7 protein-coding genes and 5 pseudogenes are annotated in these 18,070 nt (G+C 42.1%); 2 read left to right on the forward strand and 10 right to left on the reverse strand.

All coding sequences use genetic code 11. From position 1 onward, the window contains the following. Nucleotides 1–230: 230 nt before the first annotated feature. Nucleotides 231–1,567: pseudogene (locus KA717_06260) on the reverse strand (IS5 family transposase). 243 nt (nucleotides 1,568–1,810) lie between these two features. Then, nucleotides 1,811–4,852, reverse strand: coding sequence for a DUF3854 domain-containing protein (locus KA717_06265; GenBank protein ID UXE62389.1), 3,042 nt, complete (start codon nucleotides 4,850–4,852; stop codon nucleotides 1,811–1,813). Between the two features lie 259 nt (nucleotides 4,853–5,111). On the opposite strand from KA717_06265, the gene KA717_06270 reads away from it, so the two are divergent. Beyond that, nucleotides 5,112–6,122: a Gfo/Idh/MocA family oxidoreductase gene (locus KA717_06270; protein UXE62390.1), complete on the forward strand. Its 1,011-nt coding sequence runs from the start codon at nucleotides 5,112–5,114 to the stop codon at nucleotides 6,120–6,122. 685 nt (nucleotides 6,123–6,807) lie between these two features. Here KA717_06270 and KA717_06275 read toward each other — a convergent pair. Beyond that, a complete protein-coding gene (locus KA717_06275; GenBank protein ID UXE62391.1) occupies nucleotides 6,808–8,139 on the reverse strand; it encodes a family 10 glycosylhydrolase in 1,332 nt (443 codons plus the stop codon). A 448-nt stretch (nucleotides 8,140–8,587) separates the two neighbouring features. Between KA717_06275 and KA717_06280 the strand changes: the two genes are divergently transcribed. Further along, entirely contained in the window at nucleotides 8,588–10,678 is a 2,091-nt protein-coding gene (locus KA717_06280) for a M3 family metallopeptidase (GenBank protein UXE62392.1), read from the forward strand. A gap of 102 nt (nucleotides 10,679–10,780) precedes the next feature. Here the strand turns inward: KA717_06280 and KA717_06285 are convergent, their stop codons facing one another. From KA717_06285 to KA717_06315, 7 genes and pseudogenes are all read right to left on the reverse strand, one after another. After that, the gene (locus KA717_06285) at nucleotides 10,781–11,635 is read right to left on the reverse strand and encodes an Rpn family recombination-promoting nuclease/putative transposase (protein UXE62393.1); all 855 of its coding nucleotides are present in this window, start codon (nucleotides 11,633–11,635) and stop codon (nucleotides 10,781–10,783) included. Between the two features lie 336 nt (nucleotides 11,636–11,971). Further along, nucleotides 11,972–13,120: pseudogene (locus KA717_06290) on the reverse strand (IS5 family transposase). Between the two features lie 42 nt (nucleotides 13,121–13,162). After that, on the reverse strand, nucleotides 13,163–14,305 hold the full coding sequence (locus tag KA717_06295; protein ID UXE62394.1) for a transposase: 1,143 nt from the start codon (nucleotides 14,303–14,305) through the stop codon (nucleotides 13,163–13,165). A gap of 129 nt (nucleotides 14,306–14,434) precedes the next feature. After that, on the reverse strand, nucleotides 14,435–14,590 hold the full coding sequence (locus KA717_06300) for a hypothetical protein (protein ID UXE62395.1): 156 nt from the start codon (nucleotides 14,588–14,590) through the stop codon (nucleotides 14,435–14,437). 137 nt (nucleotides 14,591–14,727) lie between these two features. Continuing rightward, nucleotides 14,728–16,009 (reverse strand): annotated as a pseudogene (locus KA717_06305) (ISKra4 family transposase). Nucleotides 16,010–16,117: 108 nt separating this feature from the next. Next, nucleotides 16,118–16,312 (reverse strand): annotated as a pseudogene (locus KA717_06310) (IS5/IS1182 family transposase). A 356-nt stretch (nucleotides 16,313–16,668) separates the two neighbouring features. Continuing rightward, nucleotides 16,669–18,006, reverse strand: a pseudogene (locus KA717_06315) (IS5 family transposase). Nucleotides 18,007–18,070: the final 64 nt, after the last annotated feature.

Below are 18,070 nucleotides of genomic sequence, written 5' to 3' on the forward strand. Positions count from 1 at the left end.
ATAGGGCTTGCTGAAAAAGTCAAAAAACGAAAGAAATGTGGGTTAGGGAAGTATGGACTGAAAAAGCATAGATAACTTATCCTTATGGAAACAAATCAAAATACAGATTTTGTTTAATCTATTGTTCCTTTCTGTCTAAAAAGGTCAACACAAATCACTCCTCACAAAAGAGAGGAAAATTAACACCATTTTTCACAAGAAAAACGACTCTACAACTTTTTACTTTTTGTCTTCTGAAGTAGAGTAGAAAGATTCATTACCAAAAAGTTCATCGCAATTACCGTTTCCGAGGTCTCAGGTAGTTTGGCCATCACTCGACCAAGACTAAATTTCCTCTTTCCCTGTCCGAATTTACCCTCAATGGCATTACGCACTCTTTCATCTGAGCGTGCCTCTTTCTTTTTTTCTTTGCTCACCTCTTTCGGCGGTCTTCCCAATCGGGGACCACTCATTCTTATATCCCTTTCTTTACAATAAGCTCGATTCGCTTTTGTTCGATAGATTTTATCCACATGAACCGATTCCGGATAACATCCTGTTTCCCTTTTATATTCTTCTATTCGCGCTTGTAAATCTCCCGATTCGTTGTAATTATCCCAACTTAATTTGTCTAAGAAGACAAAGCCATTCACATTACTTGCCGATATTTTAGCTCCAAACTCTACTGCTTTTCCCGCTTTTCCACGCACTATTGGACGCACGTGAGGTTGGCTTACACTCACAATTCTGTTTTCTACTTTATTTGTCTTTTTTTCATACATTTCTAACTGTTGCTCATACACTTTTCCTATCGTTACAAGCTCTTCTTGCTCTTTTTGCGTTAGTTTTTCTAACTTTGCTCCCTCTTCTATCATTTTTTCTATATCAGACAAGTTTCTTTTTATATATCCTAGTTGTTTTTTTGTTCCTTTTCTTCTTTCTTTTTTTGACACACGACGTTTTTTTGCTATGGCTAAGTACTCTTTTCTTGCCACTTCCCTATAAGTCCTCGGCTTTTCTTTCCTTTTCTCTTTTATTTCTTCATATTGCTTATCTATTATTTTTTCTGTTTTTTCTCTGGCATCATTCAATATTCCTATATCCGTTGGATATTTTATATCTGCTGGTGTACAAGTCGCATCTAACAATAACTTTCCTTCATTTTCTTTTTTTTCTGACGCTACACCCGTCGCTTTTTTTCTATTTCTTTATTAATTTTATTTATTAATTCCATTCCTATTTTTTTACGAAAATGAACCATCATTGACGCATTAAATGCTTCTTTGCTACTATAGCTTTCCATTCCTATAAAGTACTGTAAATAAGGGTTCTCTTTTATTTGTTCTACTGTTTCTCTGTCACTTTTTCCTGAAATTTCTTTGATAATTAATGCTCCTAATGCCATTCTAAATGATTTGGCTGGGGCTCCTTTTTTTTCTGTGAAGTTTTTTGCATATTCTTCCTCATATTCTTCCCAGGGAATCATTTTTGACATTTCTATCCAACGATTTTCTTCGTCTAACTGCCCGCCGAACAGATTTTTCAAGTTTTCTGGTGTTTCAATTGAGTACTGTTGCTTTCGGTACATCTGCTTTCTCTCTTCTTAATGCAATGGTTTTGAGGCATTCTACCCTATTTTCGTGCATTCTAGCGGTTCTTAATTCGCCTACTATTTTTCTCCGTAAAGGTTTCAGCTTTTTTCAGCAAGCCCTAAATACATCGAGCCTTTTGTATCTTTGACTACATTCTGAATTTGGAATTGCTGATGTTAATAAACCTTAGACAACTAAAGCAACTCCCGCACATCCGCTACCTGACCCGCGATCGCTGATCAATCCAAAGCAAGGGATAACTGTACATAGGGCGTTTGCATTTCAGTTACCTTGGGAGTTTGTTGGAACTGTGGCCAATTGTCCTCAAACCATCCTTCCGAACTGCCAGGTAATTGGAGATCGCGTTCTAACCAGCGTTGAAAGACCAATTCTCGGCCATCCTGGGGAGAAACCAGTTGATAGATCCGCACCGTTTTGCGATTGATTTTTCGGGTTTTGAGTAAGATTAGACCATAGCCAATTTGCTCCAAACAGCGACGCACAATGGTGATCGGACTGGCATTTTTAGCAATCCCGATTCCCAGAATATTTTTAATATCGGCACGGTTTTGGATCGCAATAGTAGCAAGGGCTTGAAGATCGCTATCCAGGGGACAGAGTTCTCGTTGCGGATGGGTTAATAGGACTTTAAGACCTAAAACCTCCATCGTGCCGATCGCCGCCCCCAATTGGGAACGATTAAAGTCTGGAAGAAAAAGACTACCATGACCCTGTTCAATTAATAGTTTGGCAATTTTGGTATCTCGATCAGCGAGAAAAGGACGGCCCACCGTTAAAAAGTAATGCAGTCGCAGTTTTTGATACCAGCCCTGATCATCCAAGCTAACCAGTTCGGTGGTAACGGTTAAACCATAGCGTGCCTGTATTTCAAACTTCCGCATTGCCCGCCGTTCCTGGGGACTTTTCACCAGCCGTTTTTTCAGCCCTTGATAATCCGACTCAGGTAATGACGTTGCCGCCGCGATCGCCTCACATTCCGCTTGATAATTTTCTTCTCGCACTGCCTGGATTGCATCGGTCAATTGCTGTTGGGCCAGTAAGCTCTCCTGATTATCTTGAAGTTGTTTTTCTGGGGTCGATTTGCCTTTGCTGGCCGGAGAATAGATCGCTAGACAATGACCTTCTGCTCGGAGTAATGCCAACACTGACTCCCGATAATGAAGCATGGCCGCATTAATTCGCACCGCCATCTTAGCCCAACAGAGCAGAGACTCCGCCTGAAAACCCGTGTCAAGATCGTCTAAATTTTCCAGATCACACTGTTGCAGCAAACGAATATTTAATTCCGTCAGGCGATGGCCAGAGGTTAACAACGCAGGAATAGAAGTGGAACCGTTGCCCACTTGATTAAATCCATAGCCAGCGGCCCAGAGATGACGGGGAATATTGTCTCTCACCCGTCCTAAGGCCTGACAAACGGTCGTGGCGGTTTGCACCCCCTGGGCGATGCACCAAACCGAAGTGAAGTGATCTTTTAAATCAATACTGACTCCCGTTTCAATGGCCGGACTAGCCAAGACCACATCATAGTGAATCAATATTCTGTCTAATTGGCCCAGACAACCATGGGCAGGATGACTGGGATCAGCTAAAGACTCGGCATCCAATCGTAGGATTTTGGTTTCAGGAAATTGTTTTTGGAGATAGGCTTCTAAATTTTGGGTTCCCCAGGCACTGGTTAACTTTTGGGCAGAAAGACAAACAAAAGGCTTGCCCCCTGCTCGAATATGTTGGACTAAATGTTTTACCAATCGTCTGGGATCATTTTCGTCGTAGTGATAGACTGTCCAAGCTTCCTTTTCGCTGGGTTGCCATTGGTTCTGAATTAGGTAGGGCGTGAGGGGAATGCCAGAGAGACTGAGCAGATAATCCAGGGCAATATCACTTAAATCCGCATCGGCAACATAAAGCTGGCCTTCGCCACCGAGGGTATTTTGCAGCAACAGTTTCAGGGATTTGAGAATGCTGACCCGATGGGAGCGACAGGTATCAGAATTGAGAATATGCCAGAGAACCTGTTCTACTTCGTCAATGATGATTAAACAATCTGACCATTGCTGGGGGTTAAATTGGGATTGGGATTGGGGATGGAGGGAATCAATACAGAGTCCATAGCCCCGTAATTGACCCACCGGACTCTCCTTAAGATCGCTGATATAACCCAGTCCAAAACGTTGACAGAGTTCTTGTACCAGTCGAACGCGATGGCCAATCACTAATACGGGTTGATGACGGGCGATCGCCTGTTTAACAATGGTTTCCAAACAACGGGTTTTGCCGGTGCCTTTGGGGGATTGAATGGCTACAAACTGGGTCTGCTCAGGAATGTTTAAATCCGGCAGATAACGGTTCTGAAGAATCAAACTCGGCGCGTAGGTAAGACGATTGAGGCTCTGGGCCTGCCAAATGTCGTAGGAGAGGGCCTTTTCGTAAGCTTGATCAAAGTAGCTTGATCCCTGTTCAGCAATTAAATCATCCACTCCCTTGCCGAGTTGCGGCTCCCAGGTCACAATTTTGACTCGACATTGACTCTGGGCAAAGAGATAGGCTAACCGTTTAATGGCGGTATGAACCGCTTGCACTGTACTCGGTTTATTGTCTTGATCAAAAGCGATATAAATTTCTCGATTCGGGGTGGCTAATTTTTGTAAGGGGGGAATGAGATGGGATTTGCCAATTCTTTTGCCGCTTTCATCCCTGGGTGTCCGATAGCCGTTGTGTACCCCTGGTAAGGCGATCGCCGCATAACCGGCTGTTAATAGGGCCCCTGCTTTTTTCGCGCCTTCGGTAATACAAAGGGGAATTTCAGGGTGATTCATCAACCACTGCCAAAAGCCAAAATCGGGCTGTTCATGATCTTGATCGGTCGAAGAAACGGTCAGACCAAAACGCTTAGCAATCCGTTGCCAAAGATGGAAAGGAACCCTTAAGGCAAAAATACCCGTGGGCGTTTTCGGAGGATGTTCATATTTAATAACCTTTCCTCGCTCAGAATGCAGACGAGGGGAATTGGGCTTAAAACAGCCCCAAAGATCCTCTTCACCTGTCAATAAATCGATACCGGAACACCACCAACCACCCTCGGCAACGTGCTCGTAACGCTTGAGAATACTGTCACTCACCCGGCCATCATTGCGACGCGGTAGGGCCGGGGCATAAAGTAAATGTTCGGTCGGATCAGTACCCGCCAAAGTTGTGACATTGAGGTGGATGAGTTGCTCATCGACACCACTTTGCTGCCATTCAAATAAATGGTTCATTCGTCCGACTTGCCGAGGCAAGTTCCATATCTAGTGTGTGGGACTTCTAATGATAGAACCTGAACGCTAAATATGGAAGTTTTTGAAAAAGAAATTTTAGATTAATACGGAAAAGCCTGTAGGACTTGTCTTGCGCCAACGAAAATCAAAGGACAGCGAATTGGAACGATACTTTCTAAGTTGGCAATGACTACCTTTCGCTCTAGACTACAAATCAGGGACTTTTGTTTCTATGTCTCCCTAGCTCAATTGATACTTTATGCAGATTCGTGTCGCGCTTTTTGGTGTGGGTCGTTGGGGTAAACATTTTCTACGTTTGTTGTTACAGCATCCCCTCGTTACCTTAACGGCGATCGCCGATCCCCATCCCCAGGCCTTAGCAGACTGTCAACAGCAATTTAATCTAGACCCTCAGATCCTTTTAACGACTGACTGGCAAGGGTTACTGGCTTCCACCGCACTGGACGCAGTAATTGTCACGACTCCCGCTAGTAGTCATTATGACGTAATTATGGCCAGTTTAAGAGTGGGTTGTCATGTCCTAGCGGAAAAACCTCTCTGTTTAACCGTTGCTGAGTGTGAACAAGTCATCCAACTAGCTCAAGCGCAACACCGTCATCTTTGGGTTGATCATACCTATCTCTTTCATCCAGCCATTAAACAAGGCAAGGAAATTATTGAATCGGGTCAGTTGGGAGAACTGCGCTATGGTTACAGTAGTCGTACTCATTTAGGCCCGGTGCGTCAAGATGTGGATGCTCTTTGGGATTTAGCGATTCATGATCTCTGTATTTTTTCCCATTGGTTAGGAGAATTTCCCCAACAGGTACAGGCTCAAGGTCATTACTGGCTACAGGAAAATTTAGCTGATTTGGTTTGGGCAAATTTAAGCTATCCCAGGGGTTTTCAATCCTCTTTACATCTCTGTTGGTTGAATCCCGATAAACAACGCCGCTTGGTAATTGTCGGTAGTCAGGGGAGTTTGATTTTTGATGAATTAGCCCCTAACCCGCTTATTCTGCAAAAGGGAGAATTTGAACACCGCGACCATGCCTTTATCCCCGTCGCTCAGGAAACGATCCCCATAGTTGTTCCCTCTGCTGAACCCTTACAGCAAGTTTGTCATCAGTTTTTGGCTGCCGTTAGTCAATCTCTGATCCCGAACCTTGACCAGGCTTTGCTAGGGCTAAAATTGGTAGAGATTTTGACAGCTTTGAGCCTTTCCTGTCAACAATTGGGAAAACCGATGCTTATTTCTTCAGGCGATTGAGATTTGCAGATCTAGTCTGGGATAAAAACTGACAAACTTAACAGAGTGATCGCCCTTTCCTTTCTCAACCAGAAAAAAAGCGATCGCCCCTTCCCTAACTGAAAAAATCTGTAAGATGCTACAAATTAAGTTGCAATAGTGACAATGGACAGAGTAAGCTCTTGTACTATATTGGCACTATTCAAGATTATCTACGCAAGATCATCATTGCATAAGTGAGATGCTCCCTTGTGGGATTACAGCGAGTCCTAGATAGGGCTTGCTGAAAAAGTCCACAAAACGAACCTAGATGCCACAGGGCGCGAAAAATGGTGACTTCAGAGATCAGTTTCCAGTTTTACCTCACATTTTTCCAGCAAAGTGCATGGATTTTGAGCCTCCAAATGCCATAACCTTGCATCTGGTCGTTTGTAAAATGCCTGAAAGTATTGTCTAGCAAGGATTTCATCCTTATTCAGCAAACCCTAGATATTTTTTTGGATGGTTCATAACTTTGTTCGCAGCCATTTTACGACGCGAAAAGTTTCGGCCGTAGCTCTCGGCATCCTTCAAAAAGGGTTAACTTGGGAGGAGTTACTTCAAATTCGTGGGCTTTGTTGAACCCCTCTAAGGGTAAGTCTTTTCGTCTCCCGCTAGACGACACCACTGTCCTTGCATTGTTATTTTCGGTCAAAGTGTTGATTGACTACAAAGTCGGTTCTGAGGGAAAGTTATCCTGCGGTAAGTTAGGCTGGGAATTGGGGCTTAAAGGAGATGGTTGGTTAGGAAAATTGGCAGGAGTCGAGGGAACTGGCATAAACTTTTGCGATAAACTTCGAGGCGCGGGAGTCGCAAAAAGAGATTGAAAAACAGCTTGACGTTGATTAGCCGGTTCGGGAGCCACATCCCATAAAGTGGTGTAATAAAAGAAAGCCACACCCAAACCATTTGCCTCTGCTGCTTTGACTTTTTCCGTCACTAAAGGCATGGCAATTTGTTTTCGTTTTAATCCTGTTAAAATACCCACTGCTGTCGGTACTTTAGTTTTGGCTTCTTGCATTTCAGGACGTTGAATTGGTTCGATAAAACTGGCTAGATTAGTCCGATAAACTTGCACAATCAATTCATCTACTAATCCTTTCCGAATCCAAGCTAACCAATCTTGCAAATAAGTATTATAAGATAAACCATAAATAGCAGGTGAAAGGGAAAATAAAATATTCGGTTTAGCCGTTTTAATGGCTTTATTTAACTGTGCCACAAAGGCAGTAATTTTATTGGCTCGCCAACGCATCCAATTAGCATCTTTAGGATTAGAAGGGGGAGCTTTTTTGGTTTCCTGTTGATAGAGAGCAATAGTATAGGGATCATAGCCAAATTCGTAGGGAAGAGCTAAATGATCATCAAATTGGATGCCATCAATGTCATATTGAGTGACAACTTCTAGCACCAAATCAGTCATAAATTTCTGCACTTGAGGATGGAATGGGTTGAGCCATACTACTTCTCCGGCTGCCCCAATCGAGGTTTTGCTACCATCTTGACGTTGTGTTATCCATTGGGGATGATTACTGACTAGTTCAGACATGGGAGGAGCCATAAAACCGAATTCAAACCAAGGCAGAACTAAGAGTCCTTTTTGATGGGCACGAGTAATTAAATCCGCTAAAACATCCTGACCTTGATAACCTCTGGGATCAAAGGGTTGAATGCCTTCTCGTTGGCCAATGGGGCTATTGTAGAGAACGTAACCCGAATTCCATACCACTGGATAGAGCGTATTGAAATTCAGTTTTGCTAGGAGATTAACCGATTCCTGGGTTTTATTTTGATCCATGAAATGAGTTGTATCGTTGTTGGTAATCCAAACGCCTCGGATTTCTGGATAGGTGGATGGAGCGGTTGTGGGAGTTGTTGTGGGAACCGTTGTTGGAGCCGTCATGGGAGGCGGTATGATCAAGATTTCTTGAGATAAAAGCGGCGATCGCTGTCCCCAGAGACTAACGAGCAAACAGGTCAGACAAAAGAGAAGCACCATTGGCTTTCTAATGTGTTGGAGTAGAGCTTGGAGTAAAGGCATTATTGGGGGCATATGGTACAGAGATTATAGCAAATCCTTGAATCTCCATTGTTGTGACTCTTTATTTCATTCATAATTGAGGATAGAGTTAGTTCTTGATCTCTAAAGAACATGTCACTAACCCCGCCCTAAAAAGGACGGGGCTTGCCTAAACCAATTTAGGTAACATAAGTAGCGACTACCACACTGAGACACAACTTGGTACAGACCTCCGAATACTTCCCTAGTTCGGATTCCCTCTAAGCCTTATTGGTCAGGCGTTGTAAGACAAGCCATCTTAGTTGTGTTGTGGGAAGGGACTTAAACAAGTTTGTTGGTTCTTGACCTTATCGGCAATTAAAAACCAGCTTCCCGAAAGGGATTGTAAAGCCGTCCTTTTAGGACGGGGTTTCTACCCATTTTTCTGATGACTACTGTTCTCGCATCCGAAAATCCTCTGCTGATCGGGAAAGGATTACCTCCCTTTGATCGCATTGAAACGCTTCATGTTGTTCCGGCGATGACGCAATTGCTGACCGAGTTGGAACAAAGGCTATCCGACTTAGAAGTTTCAGTTACCCCGACTTGGCAAGGCCTGGTAGAACCTCTGACTCAACTAGAGGAACAATTAACCTGGTCTTGGGGCGTAATTAGTCATTTGATGGGAGTCAAAAATAGTCCCGAACTGCGGGAAGCCTATGAGACGATTCAGCCTCAGGTCGTGCAATTTATCAATCGTCTTGGCCAAAGCCAGGTTTTGTATCAAGCCTTCCAATCTTTACAAGCTGGGGATAGCTGGTCAACGTTAGCTCCGGCTCAACAGCGTATTATTGCTACCAATATTCGGGAAGCGGAATTATCTGGCGTGGGATTACAGGGGGAAAAACGAGAACGATTTAATGCAATCCAGTTAGAGTTAGCAGAACTTTCGACTAAGTTTTCTAATCATTTGCTAGATGCAACCCGTGCTTTTGAGTTGAAATTAACTCAACCGGAAGAAGTAGCAGGTTTACCGGCAAGTGTCCTAAGTTTGGCTGCCCAAACAGCGAGAGCCAAGGGTGAAGAGGAGGCAACATCGGAAAATGGCCCCTGGATCATTACTCTCGACTATCCCAGTTATTTGCCTTTTATGAAATACAGCCGCGATCGCGGCTTACGGGAAAAACTCTATAAGGCATTTGTTAGTCGGGCTTCCCAGGGAGAGCTTGATAATAATCCTCTGATTGAGCGGATTTTGGCATTGCGTCAGGAATTGGCTCAACTTTTGGGGTATCAAACCTACGCCGAAGTCAGTTTAGCTCGCAAAATGGCCCCCAGTGTAGCTGCGGTAGAAAAGCTGTTAGAAGAATTACGTCAAGCCAGTTACCAAGCAGCCCAACAGGATTTAGAGAATCTTAAAAACTTTGCCCAGCAACCCGATCTCAAACATTGGGATATTACCTATTGGTCAGAACGACAACGGGAAGCAGAATTTGACTTAAATGCGGAAGAATTGCGTCCTTACTTTCCTTTACCTCAAGTATTAGAGGGACTGTTCCGTTTAGCGCGACGAATTTTTGCTGTCACCATTAGCCCCGCATCGGCAGCCGTTCCCGTTTGGCATCCTGATGTACAGTATTTTCAAGTTGCGAATGAAATCGGAGAGGTTATTGCCCATTTTTATTTGGATCCCTACAGTCGGCCTGCTGAGAAACGGGGAGGAGCCTGGATGGGGGATTGTATTAATCGGGCTAAGGTGGAAGAGCAAGGTCAAGTTCATCTCCGCTTACCAGTTGCCTATCTAATTTGTAATCAAACGCCCCCAGTTAATGGCAATCCCAGCTTAATGACTTTTGATGAGGTGACAACCCTTTTCCATGAGTTTGGGCATGGTATTCATCATATGTTGACCCAGGTCAATTATCCAGGGGCGGCAGGTATTCAAAATGTGGAGTGGGATGCGGTAGAGTTGCCTAGTCAATTTATGGAAAATTGGTGTTATGACCAAGCGACTTTATTTAGTATGGCTAAACATTATGAAACAGGGGAAACCTTACCTGAAGCGGATTATCAAAAGCTTTTAGCTGCCCGCAATTATCAGAGTGGTTCGGCTATGCTCCGTCAAATTCATCTCAGTTTATTGGATTTAGAGTTACACCATCGCTATCAACCCCAGGGGCCAGAAACAGTTCAACAAATCCGCGATCGCCTGGCTAAAACAACGATGATTATGTCACCCTTACCGGAAGATAATTTCCTTTGTTCCTTTGGCCATATTTTTGCCGGTGGTTATGCGGCGGGTTACTACAGTTATAAATGGGCTGAAGTGCTTATGCTTAGTGCTGATGCGTTTTCTGCTTTTGAAGAAATCGGTTTGGACAATGAGAAGGCTGTGCAAGTAACTGGTAAACGTTTTCGCGATACGGTGTTAGCCTTGGGAGGCAGTGTGCATCCGATGGAGGTGTTTAAATCTTTCCGAGGACGGGAACCTGAAACGGAAGCCCTTTTAAGGCATAACGGTTTATTGGCTACGGTCTAGTTTTTTGTCTAGGCGATCGCCCCTTACCGATAAAGAAAAACAGCGATCGCCTCTTACGGATAAAGAAAAACCGCGATCGCCGATAAATGATTATCTAAATTTTTAATTGTTCTGATTAGCCACAAACTGATTGACCAAAGCAACATCAATATCTAATTCCTCAGCAATTTCCGCGATCGATAACCCTAATTTTGTCAGTAGGGGAATCGTCTCAAGTTTGCCCTCAAGAAGACCTTCCTGACGACCTTCCTGACGACCTTCCTGACGACCTTCCTGACGACCTTCCTGACGACCTTTCTGAAGACCTTTCTGAAGACCTTCCTGAAGACCTTCCTGAAGAATTTCCTGATAGAAAGCTGATTCTTTCATAATGTCACTCCTTAAAATCGTTTTAATCATTTCAGGTTCCATCACTAATCCTGCGAATACTGCCGTTGCAGCCATGAGATTAGCCCTCACCCCTTGCTTTTCTATTTTATCCAATCCCTTCGCAACCTCTCGTAACCGTGTTGTTGGCTCCTCACATTGGGTTAATATCGCTAGGGGCAATAAACCTGGACTTGTTAGAAATAAATCAGAAGACTGTTCCCAAAGACGAATGACTCGATAATGATGAGTTGTTGCTCCTAGTTGAAAGCTATCTTGATAAACCAAGGCCGATTTAGTTCGTTTCAGATAAATAACCACTTGGTGCATGGTTTTAAGCGGAAAACGACGATAAACCCTGACTCGATAATCTAACATCCGAAAACCCATTGTTTCATCAGGTTCAGTCTGAAATTCTAGGTGTAATACTAGGTCTTCCGATTGTTCCAATATTAGGGAATCAGCGCGAATCGGTTCTAAAGATAATTCCGTTGGACTCAGTTTCGTCAATGTGACGGGACGACCGAGCAACCAAGTAGCATAATCTTCAGAAAAGTTTTCGGCTAGAAATTTGCAGGCGTTATCAAACATGGACGAATTTTAACATTTCTGAGATCGCCCCTTACTCATTAGGAAAAACGCGATCGCCGTTCAGTGAATAGTTGATAGTGAATAGTTGATAGTGAATAGTTGATAATTAGGGCTTGCTGAAAAAGTCAAAAAACGAAAGAAATGTGGGTTAGGGAAGTATGGACTGAAAAAGCATAGATAACTTATCCTTATGGAAACAAATCAAAATACAGATTTTGTTTAATCTATTGTTCCTTTCTGTCTAAAAAGGTCAACACAAATCACTCCTCACAAAAGAGAGGAAAATTAACACCATTTTTCACAAGAAAAACGACTCTACAACTTTTTACTTTTTGTCTTCTGAAGTAGAGTAGAAAGATTCATTACCAAAAAGTTCATCGCAATTACTGTTTCCGAGGTCTCAGGTAGTTTGGCCATCACTCGACCAAGACTAAATTTCCTCTTTCCCTGTCCGAATTTACCCTCAATGGCATTACGCACTCTTTCATCTGAGCGTGCCTCTTTCTTTTTTTCTTTGCTCACCTCTTTCGGCGGTCTTCCCAATCGGGGACCACTCATTCTTATATCCCTTTCTTTACAATAAGCTCGATTCGCTTTTGTTCGATAGATTTTATCCACATGAACCGATTCCGGATAACATCCTGTTTCCCTTTTATATTCTTCTATTCGCGCTTGTAAATCTCCCGATTCGTTGTAATTATCCCAACTTAATTTGTCTAAGAAGACAAAGCCATTCACATTACTTGCCGATATTTTAGCTCCAAACTCTACTGCTTTTCCCGCTTTTCCACGCACTATTGGACGCACGTGAGGTTGGCTTACACTCACAATTCTGTTTTCTACTTTATTTGTCTTTTTTTCATACATTTCTAACTGTTGCTCATACACTTTTCCTATCGTTACAAGCTCTTCTTGCTCTTTTTTCGTTAGTTTTTCTAACTTTGCTCCCTCTTCTATCATTTTTTCTATATGAGACAAGTTTCTTTTTATATATCCTAGTTGTTTTTTTGTTCCTTTTCTTCTTTCTTTTTTTGACACACGACGTTTTTTTGCTATGGCTAAGTACTCTTTTCTTGCCACTTCCCTATAAGTCCTCGGCTTTTCTTTCCTTTTCTCTTTTATTTCTTCATACAGCTTATCTATTATTTTTTCTGTTTTTTCTCTGGCATCATTCAATATTCCTATATCCGTTGGATATTTTATATCTGCTGGTGTACAAGTCGCATCTAACAATAACTTTCCTTCATTTTCTTTTTTTTCTGACGCTACACCCGTCGCTTTTTTTTCTATTTCTTTATTAATTTTATTTATTAATTCCATTCCTATTTTTTTACGAAAATGAACCATCATTGACGCATTAAATGCTTCTTTGCTACTATAGCTTTCCATTCCTATAAAGTACTGTAAATAAGGGTTCTCTTTTATTTGTTCTACTGTTTCTCTGTCACTTTTTCCTGAAATTTCTTTGATAATTAATGCTCCTAATCTGGACAGTGGGAAGTTTATGGATGCCAGATAAGGTAATGACTATGCGACGAAAGTAAGCATATCAGGGCTTGAGGAAGAGGCAAGTTTAGCGGTAAGGAATTTAGGCAAAAGCAGACTGGGTGGACTTTGAGGAAAAATCATTTGGGCTTGATGTTGAAGGGCTAGTTGAGCAATCCGTTCACTAGGGTAGCCATGGGATGGTAATGTCCGAAACCATCGAGGAAAATTAGCCCAAATCCCCTGGGGTAACTCTAAGGCGAGAATTTGAAGTAGCCCTAAAGCAATGGCATTAAGGTTAACAAAACGCTCAAAGGCTTCTACCTTGTTTAAAATCTGAGTCTGAACAGCTTGTGGATAGTCACTGAGGATAAGATTGCTGGGCCAGGTAGGTAAAGTAGGAAGACTCTTAAGCCAAAAACGATAGGCAAAGCTGCCCAAAAGATGGACTAATTGACGAAAAGTGACTTCAATCTTAAATCGGAGACCGTAAGCGGCAATAATCTCAGGTCCAGTCAAACAGAGATCAGTAGAAAGCAGAATCAGTCGTCGTCCGTTAGGCAATTGGGTCAGAACAAACTTGACGAGCTGATGGGGACTATCCCAGTGGAACTCAAAGCACTGATAAGAAACCGTGACTTGTTGACCATAGAGCCAGACTTTAGCTGTCGGAAAGTCCGCCGCCAGAGCGAACAGCTTTTCTAGTTTTATCGAACTCCCCCAAATCCGTGGTCGTCCTCTCCCCGTCAGCGTCGGCACGGAACAAAAGGGGGCATAGGCGACGGTGGAGCAACGCACTCTTGTGATTAGATGCAAGGCGTTCTGGCGAAAACTTTTGAGCACTGGTTCGCAAGCAAAATAAGCATCCAAAATTACATAACTCCCTGCCTCTGCGTAAGTAACACAAAGGTCAGCCATTTTTGTCACCAGGCTCGTCTTCACCTTTTTTTTGCCTTTTCCCTCCCCCTTCTCGGTTGCTTTGGACTTGATGCCATCGTCTAGCCGCAACACTAAGGGCAAGGCAAAGCAGGCTTTCCCTACTCCCACCAAAATACTCAAGGCATTGAAGTAATGACCCCTTATCCACTCTGGCTTGGACACATCTTCCGATTCTTGGTGTAGTCGTTTTACACCTGGCATCTTGCGTCCTTCTTTCCCCACTTTGATGCCATCACCCACATACACCCGTTTCCCTTTAATTCTGTATAGACTTTCATGCTGACTTAGCCACTTTGACCATTGTAAAGTTAGTCCTTCGACCCTAAACGCCTTGGAATCAAACCAATGTAGAGCCTGATTGTAGTAGCTCTCTGTTCAGCCAATGGCATTGACATAGCTAGTTATTGCGCTGGGTTGGCTGTTGAGCACTACTCCCCAGACTAACAGGATAAACCATTGGAACGTTGCTTCTCGGCTAAAGGCTGGACGGAGATTATTGAGGATTTGCTCTAGTCGCTGACATAGTTGCATAATTGATAGATAGCACTGGCTATCGATTTTCTTATATCAGCCAGTTTCGGACATAACGGCACTCTTTTGTATCGGATGTCCGATTTTCTTTTCTCCACTTACAGGGTGCGACCTTTAGTTGATAAAAGCTGTTGTAATCAGGGTTCTACAGGGAACCCATATTGATCAAGTTTTGCCCAAAATTGACTCCATCGTTCCTTGGTCAATACCAAAGCTCGTAGGCTCAAAATAATTCCTGCTCCTTTTTCCTTCCATCGCATCCCTGAACAACATAATCGTTGTTTGACCAACGTCTTACAAGCTGCTTCCGTAACACCTGAACCAATCGGATACTTTTTCTCTATGTATTCAGCATAATCCATTTGATGCTGATGATTCTCGTAATAAGTAATCGCTGCTTGTAGTTTCTCGGTAAGATTCTTAGAATGACTTTTTTCTTCTTTGACTTCTTTCATCAGATTTAGCAGTTCTCCTGCTTTTCCTTTTTCATGCTTGAGTTCTCGACAATTTTCAGTCAACCATTCTTTTTGTTTTGACACGGTATTCGGATGCAACGCTTCTGCCAAGGCACCTAAGTAACCAGAGGCATGATAGAAATCTAATATCTGTTCTTCCGTTTGCTTTTCTAAAAACTTCCAATTTGATTCTGCCCCGTCTGCTATCCCGACCAATGTTGCCTCTGGATAACGGTTTTTCGCTCGCTCAATTTCTCTTTCTAATCTTTCTAGAAAACTCTTTTTTCCATACTCTGGTGCCGCACCTAGATAGATTGTATGTTGACGTTCGCCTTCACTATCGTATAGGGAAACGGTTCCCACCATTGCTTCACGGTAGCCATCCTCACACATCAGCATACAGGTTCCATCTAATCCTATTCCCACTGTTGCAATTTGGCTATCCTCCTTGGGCGGGGCATAACTCCACGCTTCTTCTTTTGCCTGTACCACACTTCCTACTGCTTCACTCAATCTTTGGATATAGGATAGCGCTACTTTTCTACCATGATTTTCTAATAAATCATTTTTCACCTCTTTGCCTGCCATCCCTGACATTTTTGAGGATACCTGTTTTGCCAATAATGGCGTTGATGTTATGATTATCCTTGCTTCTCTTTCTAAGGGGCAATACGTTTTTCCTCAAAGGTGAACGCTGATATACATGACGATTCACTATAACCTCACCATAAGGTGTTTGATATTCTTTCGGTTGCTCTCCCTTACTCTTCCAGATTTCTTCACCGATTTTTAAGGGTGAACCATCTGTATCTAAATATTTCAAGGCTTCTTTGCTGGCGATGCAACCTACTTCGTTTAAGCCTTTTTGAATATTTATTTCTGTATCCAACATTGAACGACTGAGTTCTAATGTTAGTTCTATTTTTATCTTTGAACCCTCTACATTAATTAGTTTTGCTGTCATCATTGTTTCCTCTTTGTCACTTTTCATCCCATGTTAACACTTTTCTTTTCCTTCATCAACTAAAGGTCACACCCCACTTACACGCCTCGAGAACTTCCCACTGTCCAGTCCTAATGCCATTCTAAATGATTTGGCTGGGGCTCCTTTTTTTTCTGTGAAGTTTTTTGCATATTCTTCCTCATATTCTTCCCAGGGAATCATTTTTGACATTTCTATCCAACGATTTTCTTCGTCTAACTGCCCGCCGAACAGATTTTTCAAGTTTTCTGGTGTTTCAATTGAGTACTGTTGCTTTCGGTACATCTGCTTTCTCTCTTCTTAATGCAATGGTTTTGAGGCATTCTACCCTATTTTCGTGCATTCTAGCGGTTCTTAATTCGCCTACTATTTTTCTCCGTAAAGGTTTCAGCTTTTTTCAGCAAGCCCTATTTAGGGCTTGCTGAAAAAGTCAAAAAACGAAAGAAATGTGGGTTAGGGAAGTATGGACTGAAAAAGCATAGATAACTTATCCTTATGGAAACAAATCAAAATACAGATTTTGTTTAATCTATTGTTCCTTTCTGTCTAAAAAGGTCAACACAAATCACTCCTCACAAAAGAGAGGAAAATTAACACCATTTTTCACAAGAAAAACGACTCTACAACTTTTTACTTTTTGTCTTCTGAAGTAGAGTAGAAAGATTCATTACCAAAAAGTTCATCGCAATTACCGTTTCCGAGGTCTCAGGTAGTTTGGCCATCACTCGACCAAGACTAAATTTCCTCTTTCCCTGTCCGAATTTACCCTCAATGGCATTACGCACTCTTTCATCTGAGCGTGCCTCTTTCTTTTTTTCTTTGCTCACCTCTTTCGGCGGTCTTCCCAATCGGGGACCACTCATTCTTATATCCCTTTCTTTACAATAAGCTCGATTCGCTTTTGTTCGATAGATTTTATCCACATGAACCGATTCCGGATAACATCCTGTTTCCCTTTTATATTCTTCTATTCGCGCTTGTAAATCTCCCGATTCGTTGTAATTATCCCAACTTAATTTGTCTAAGAAGACAAAGCCATTCACATTACTTGCCGATATTTTAGCTCCAAACTCTACTGCTTTTCCCGCTTTTCCACGCACTATTGGACGCACGTGAGGTTGGCTTACACTCACAATTCTGTTTTCTACTTTATTTGTCTTTTTTTCATACATTTCTAACTGTTGCTCATACACTTTTCCTATCGTTACAAGCTCTTCTTGCTCTTTTTTCGTTAGTTTTTCTAACTTTGCTCCCTCTTCTATCATTTTTTCTATATCAGACAAGTTTCTTTTTATATATCCTAGTTGTTTTTTTGTTCCTTTTCTTCTTTCTTTTTTTGACACACGACGTTTTTTTGCTATGGCTAAGTACTCTTTTCTTGCCACTTCCCTATAAGTCCTCGGCTTTTCTTTCCTTTTCTCTTTTATTTCTTCATACAGCTTATCTATTATTTTTTCTGTTTTTTCTCTGGCATCATTCAATATTCCTATATCCGTTGGATATTTTATATCTGCTGGTGTACAAGTCGCATCTAACAATAACTTTCCTTCATTTTCTTTTTTTTCTGACGCTACACCCGTCGCTTTTTTTTCTATTTCTTTATTAATTTTATTTATTAATTCCATTCCTATTTTTTTACGAAAATGAACCATCATTGACGCATTAAATGCTTCTTTGCTACTATAGCTTTCCATTCCTATAAAGTACTGTAAATAAGGGTTCTCTTTTATTTGTTCTACTGTTTCTCTGTCACTTTTTCCTGAAATTTCTTTGATAATTAATGCTCCTAATGCCATTCTAAATGATTTGGCTGGGGCTCCTTTTTTTTCTGTGAAGTTTTTTGCATATTCTTCCTCATATTCTTCCCAAAGAATCATTTTTGACATTTCTATCCAACGATTTTCTTCGTCTAACTGCCCGCCGAACAGATTTTTCAAGTTTTCTGGTGTTTCAATTGAGTACTGTTGCTTTCGGTACATCTGCTTTCTCTCTTCTTAATGCAATGGTTTTGAGGCATTCTACCCTATTTTCGTGCATTCTAGC

Origin of the sequence: Woronichinia naegeliana WA131 (assembly GCA_025370055.1) — a bacterium.
GTDB lineage: Bacteria > Cyanobacteriota > Cyanobacteriia > Cyanobacteriales > Microcystaceae > Woronichinia > Woronichinia naegeliana.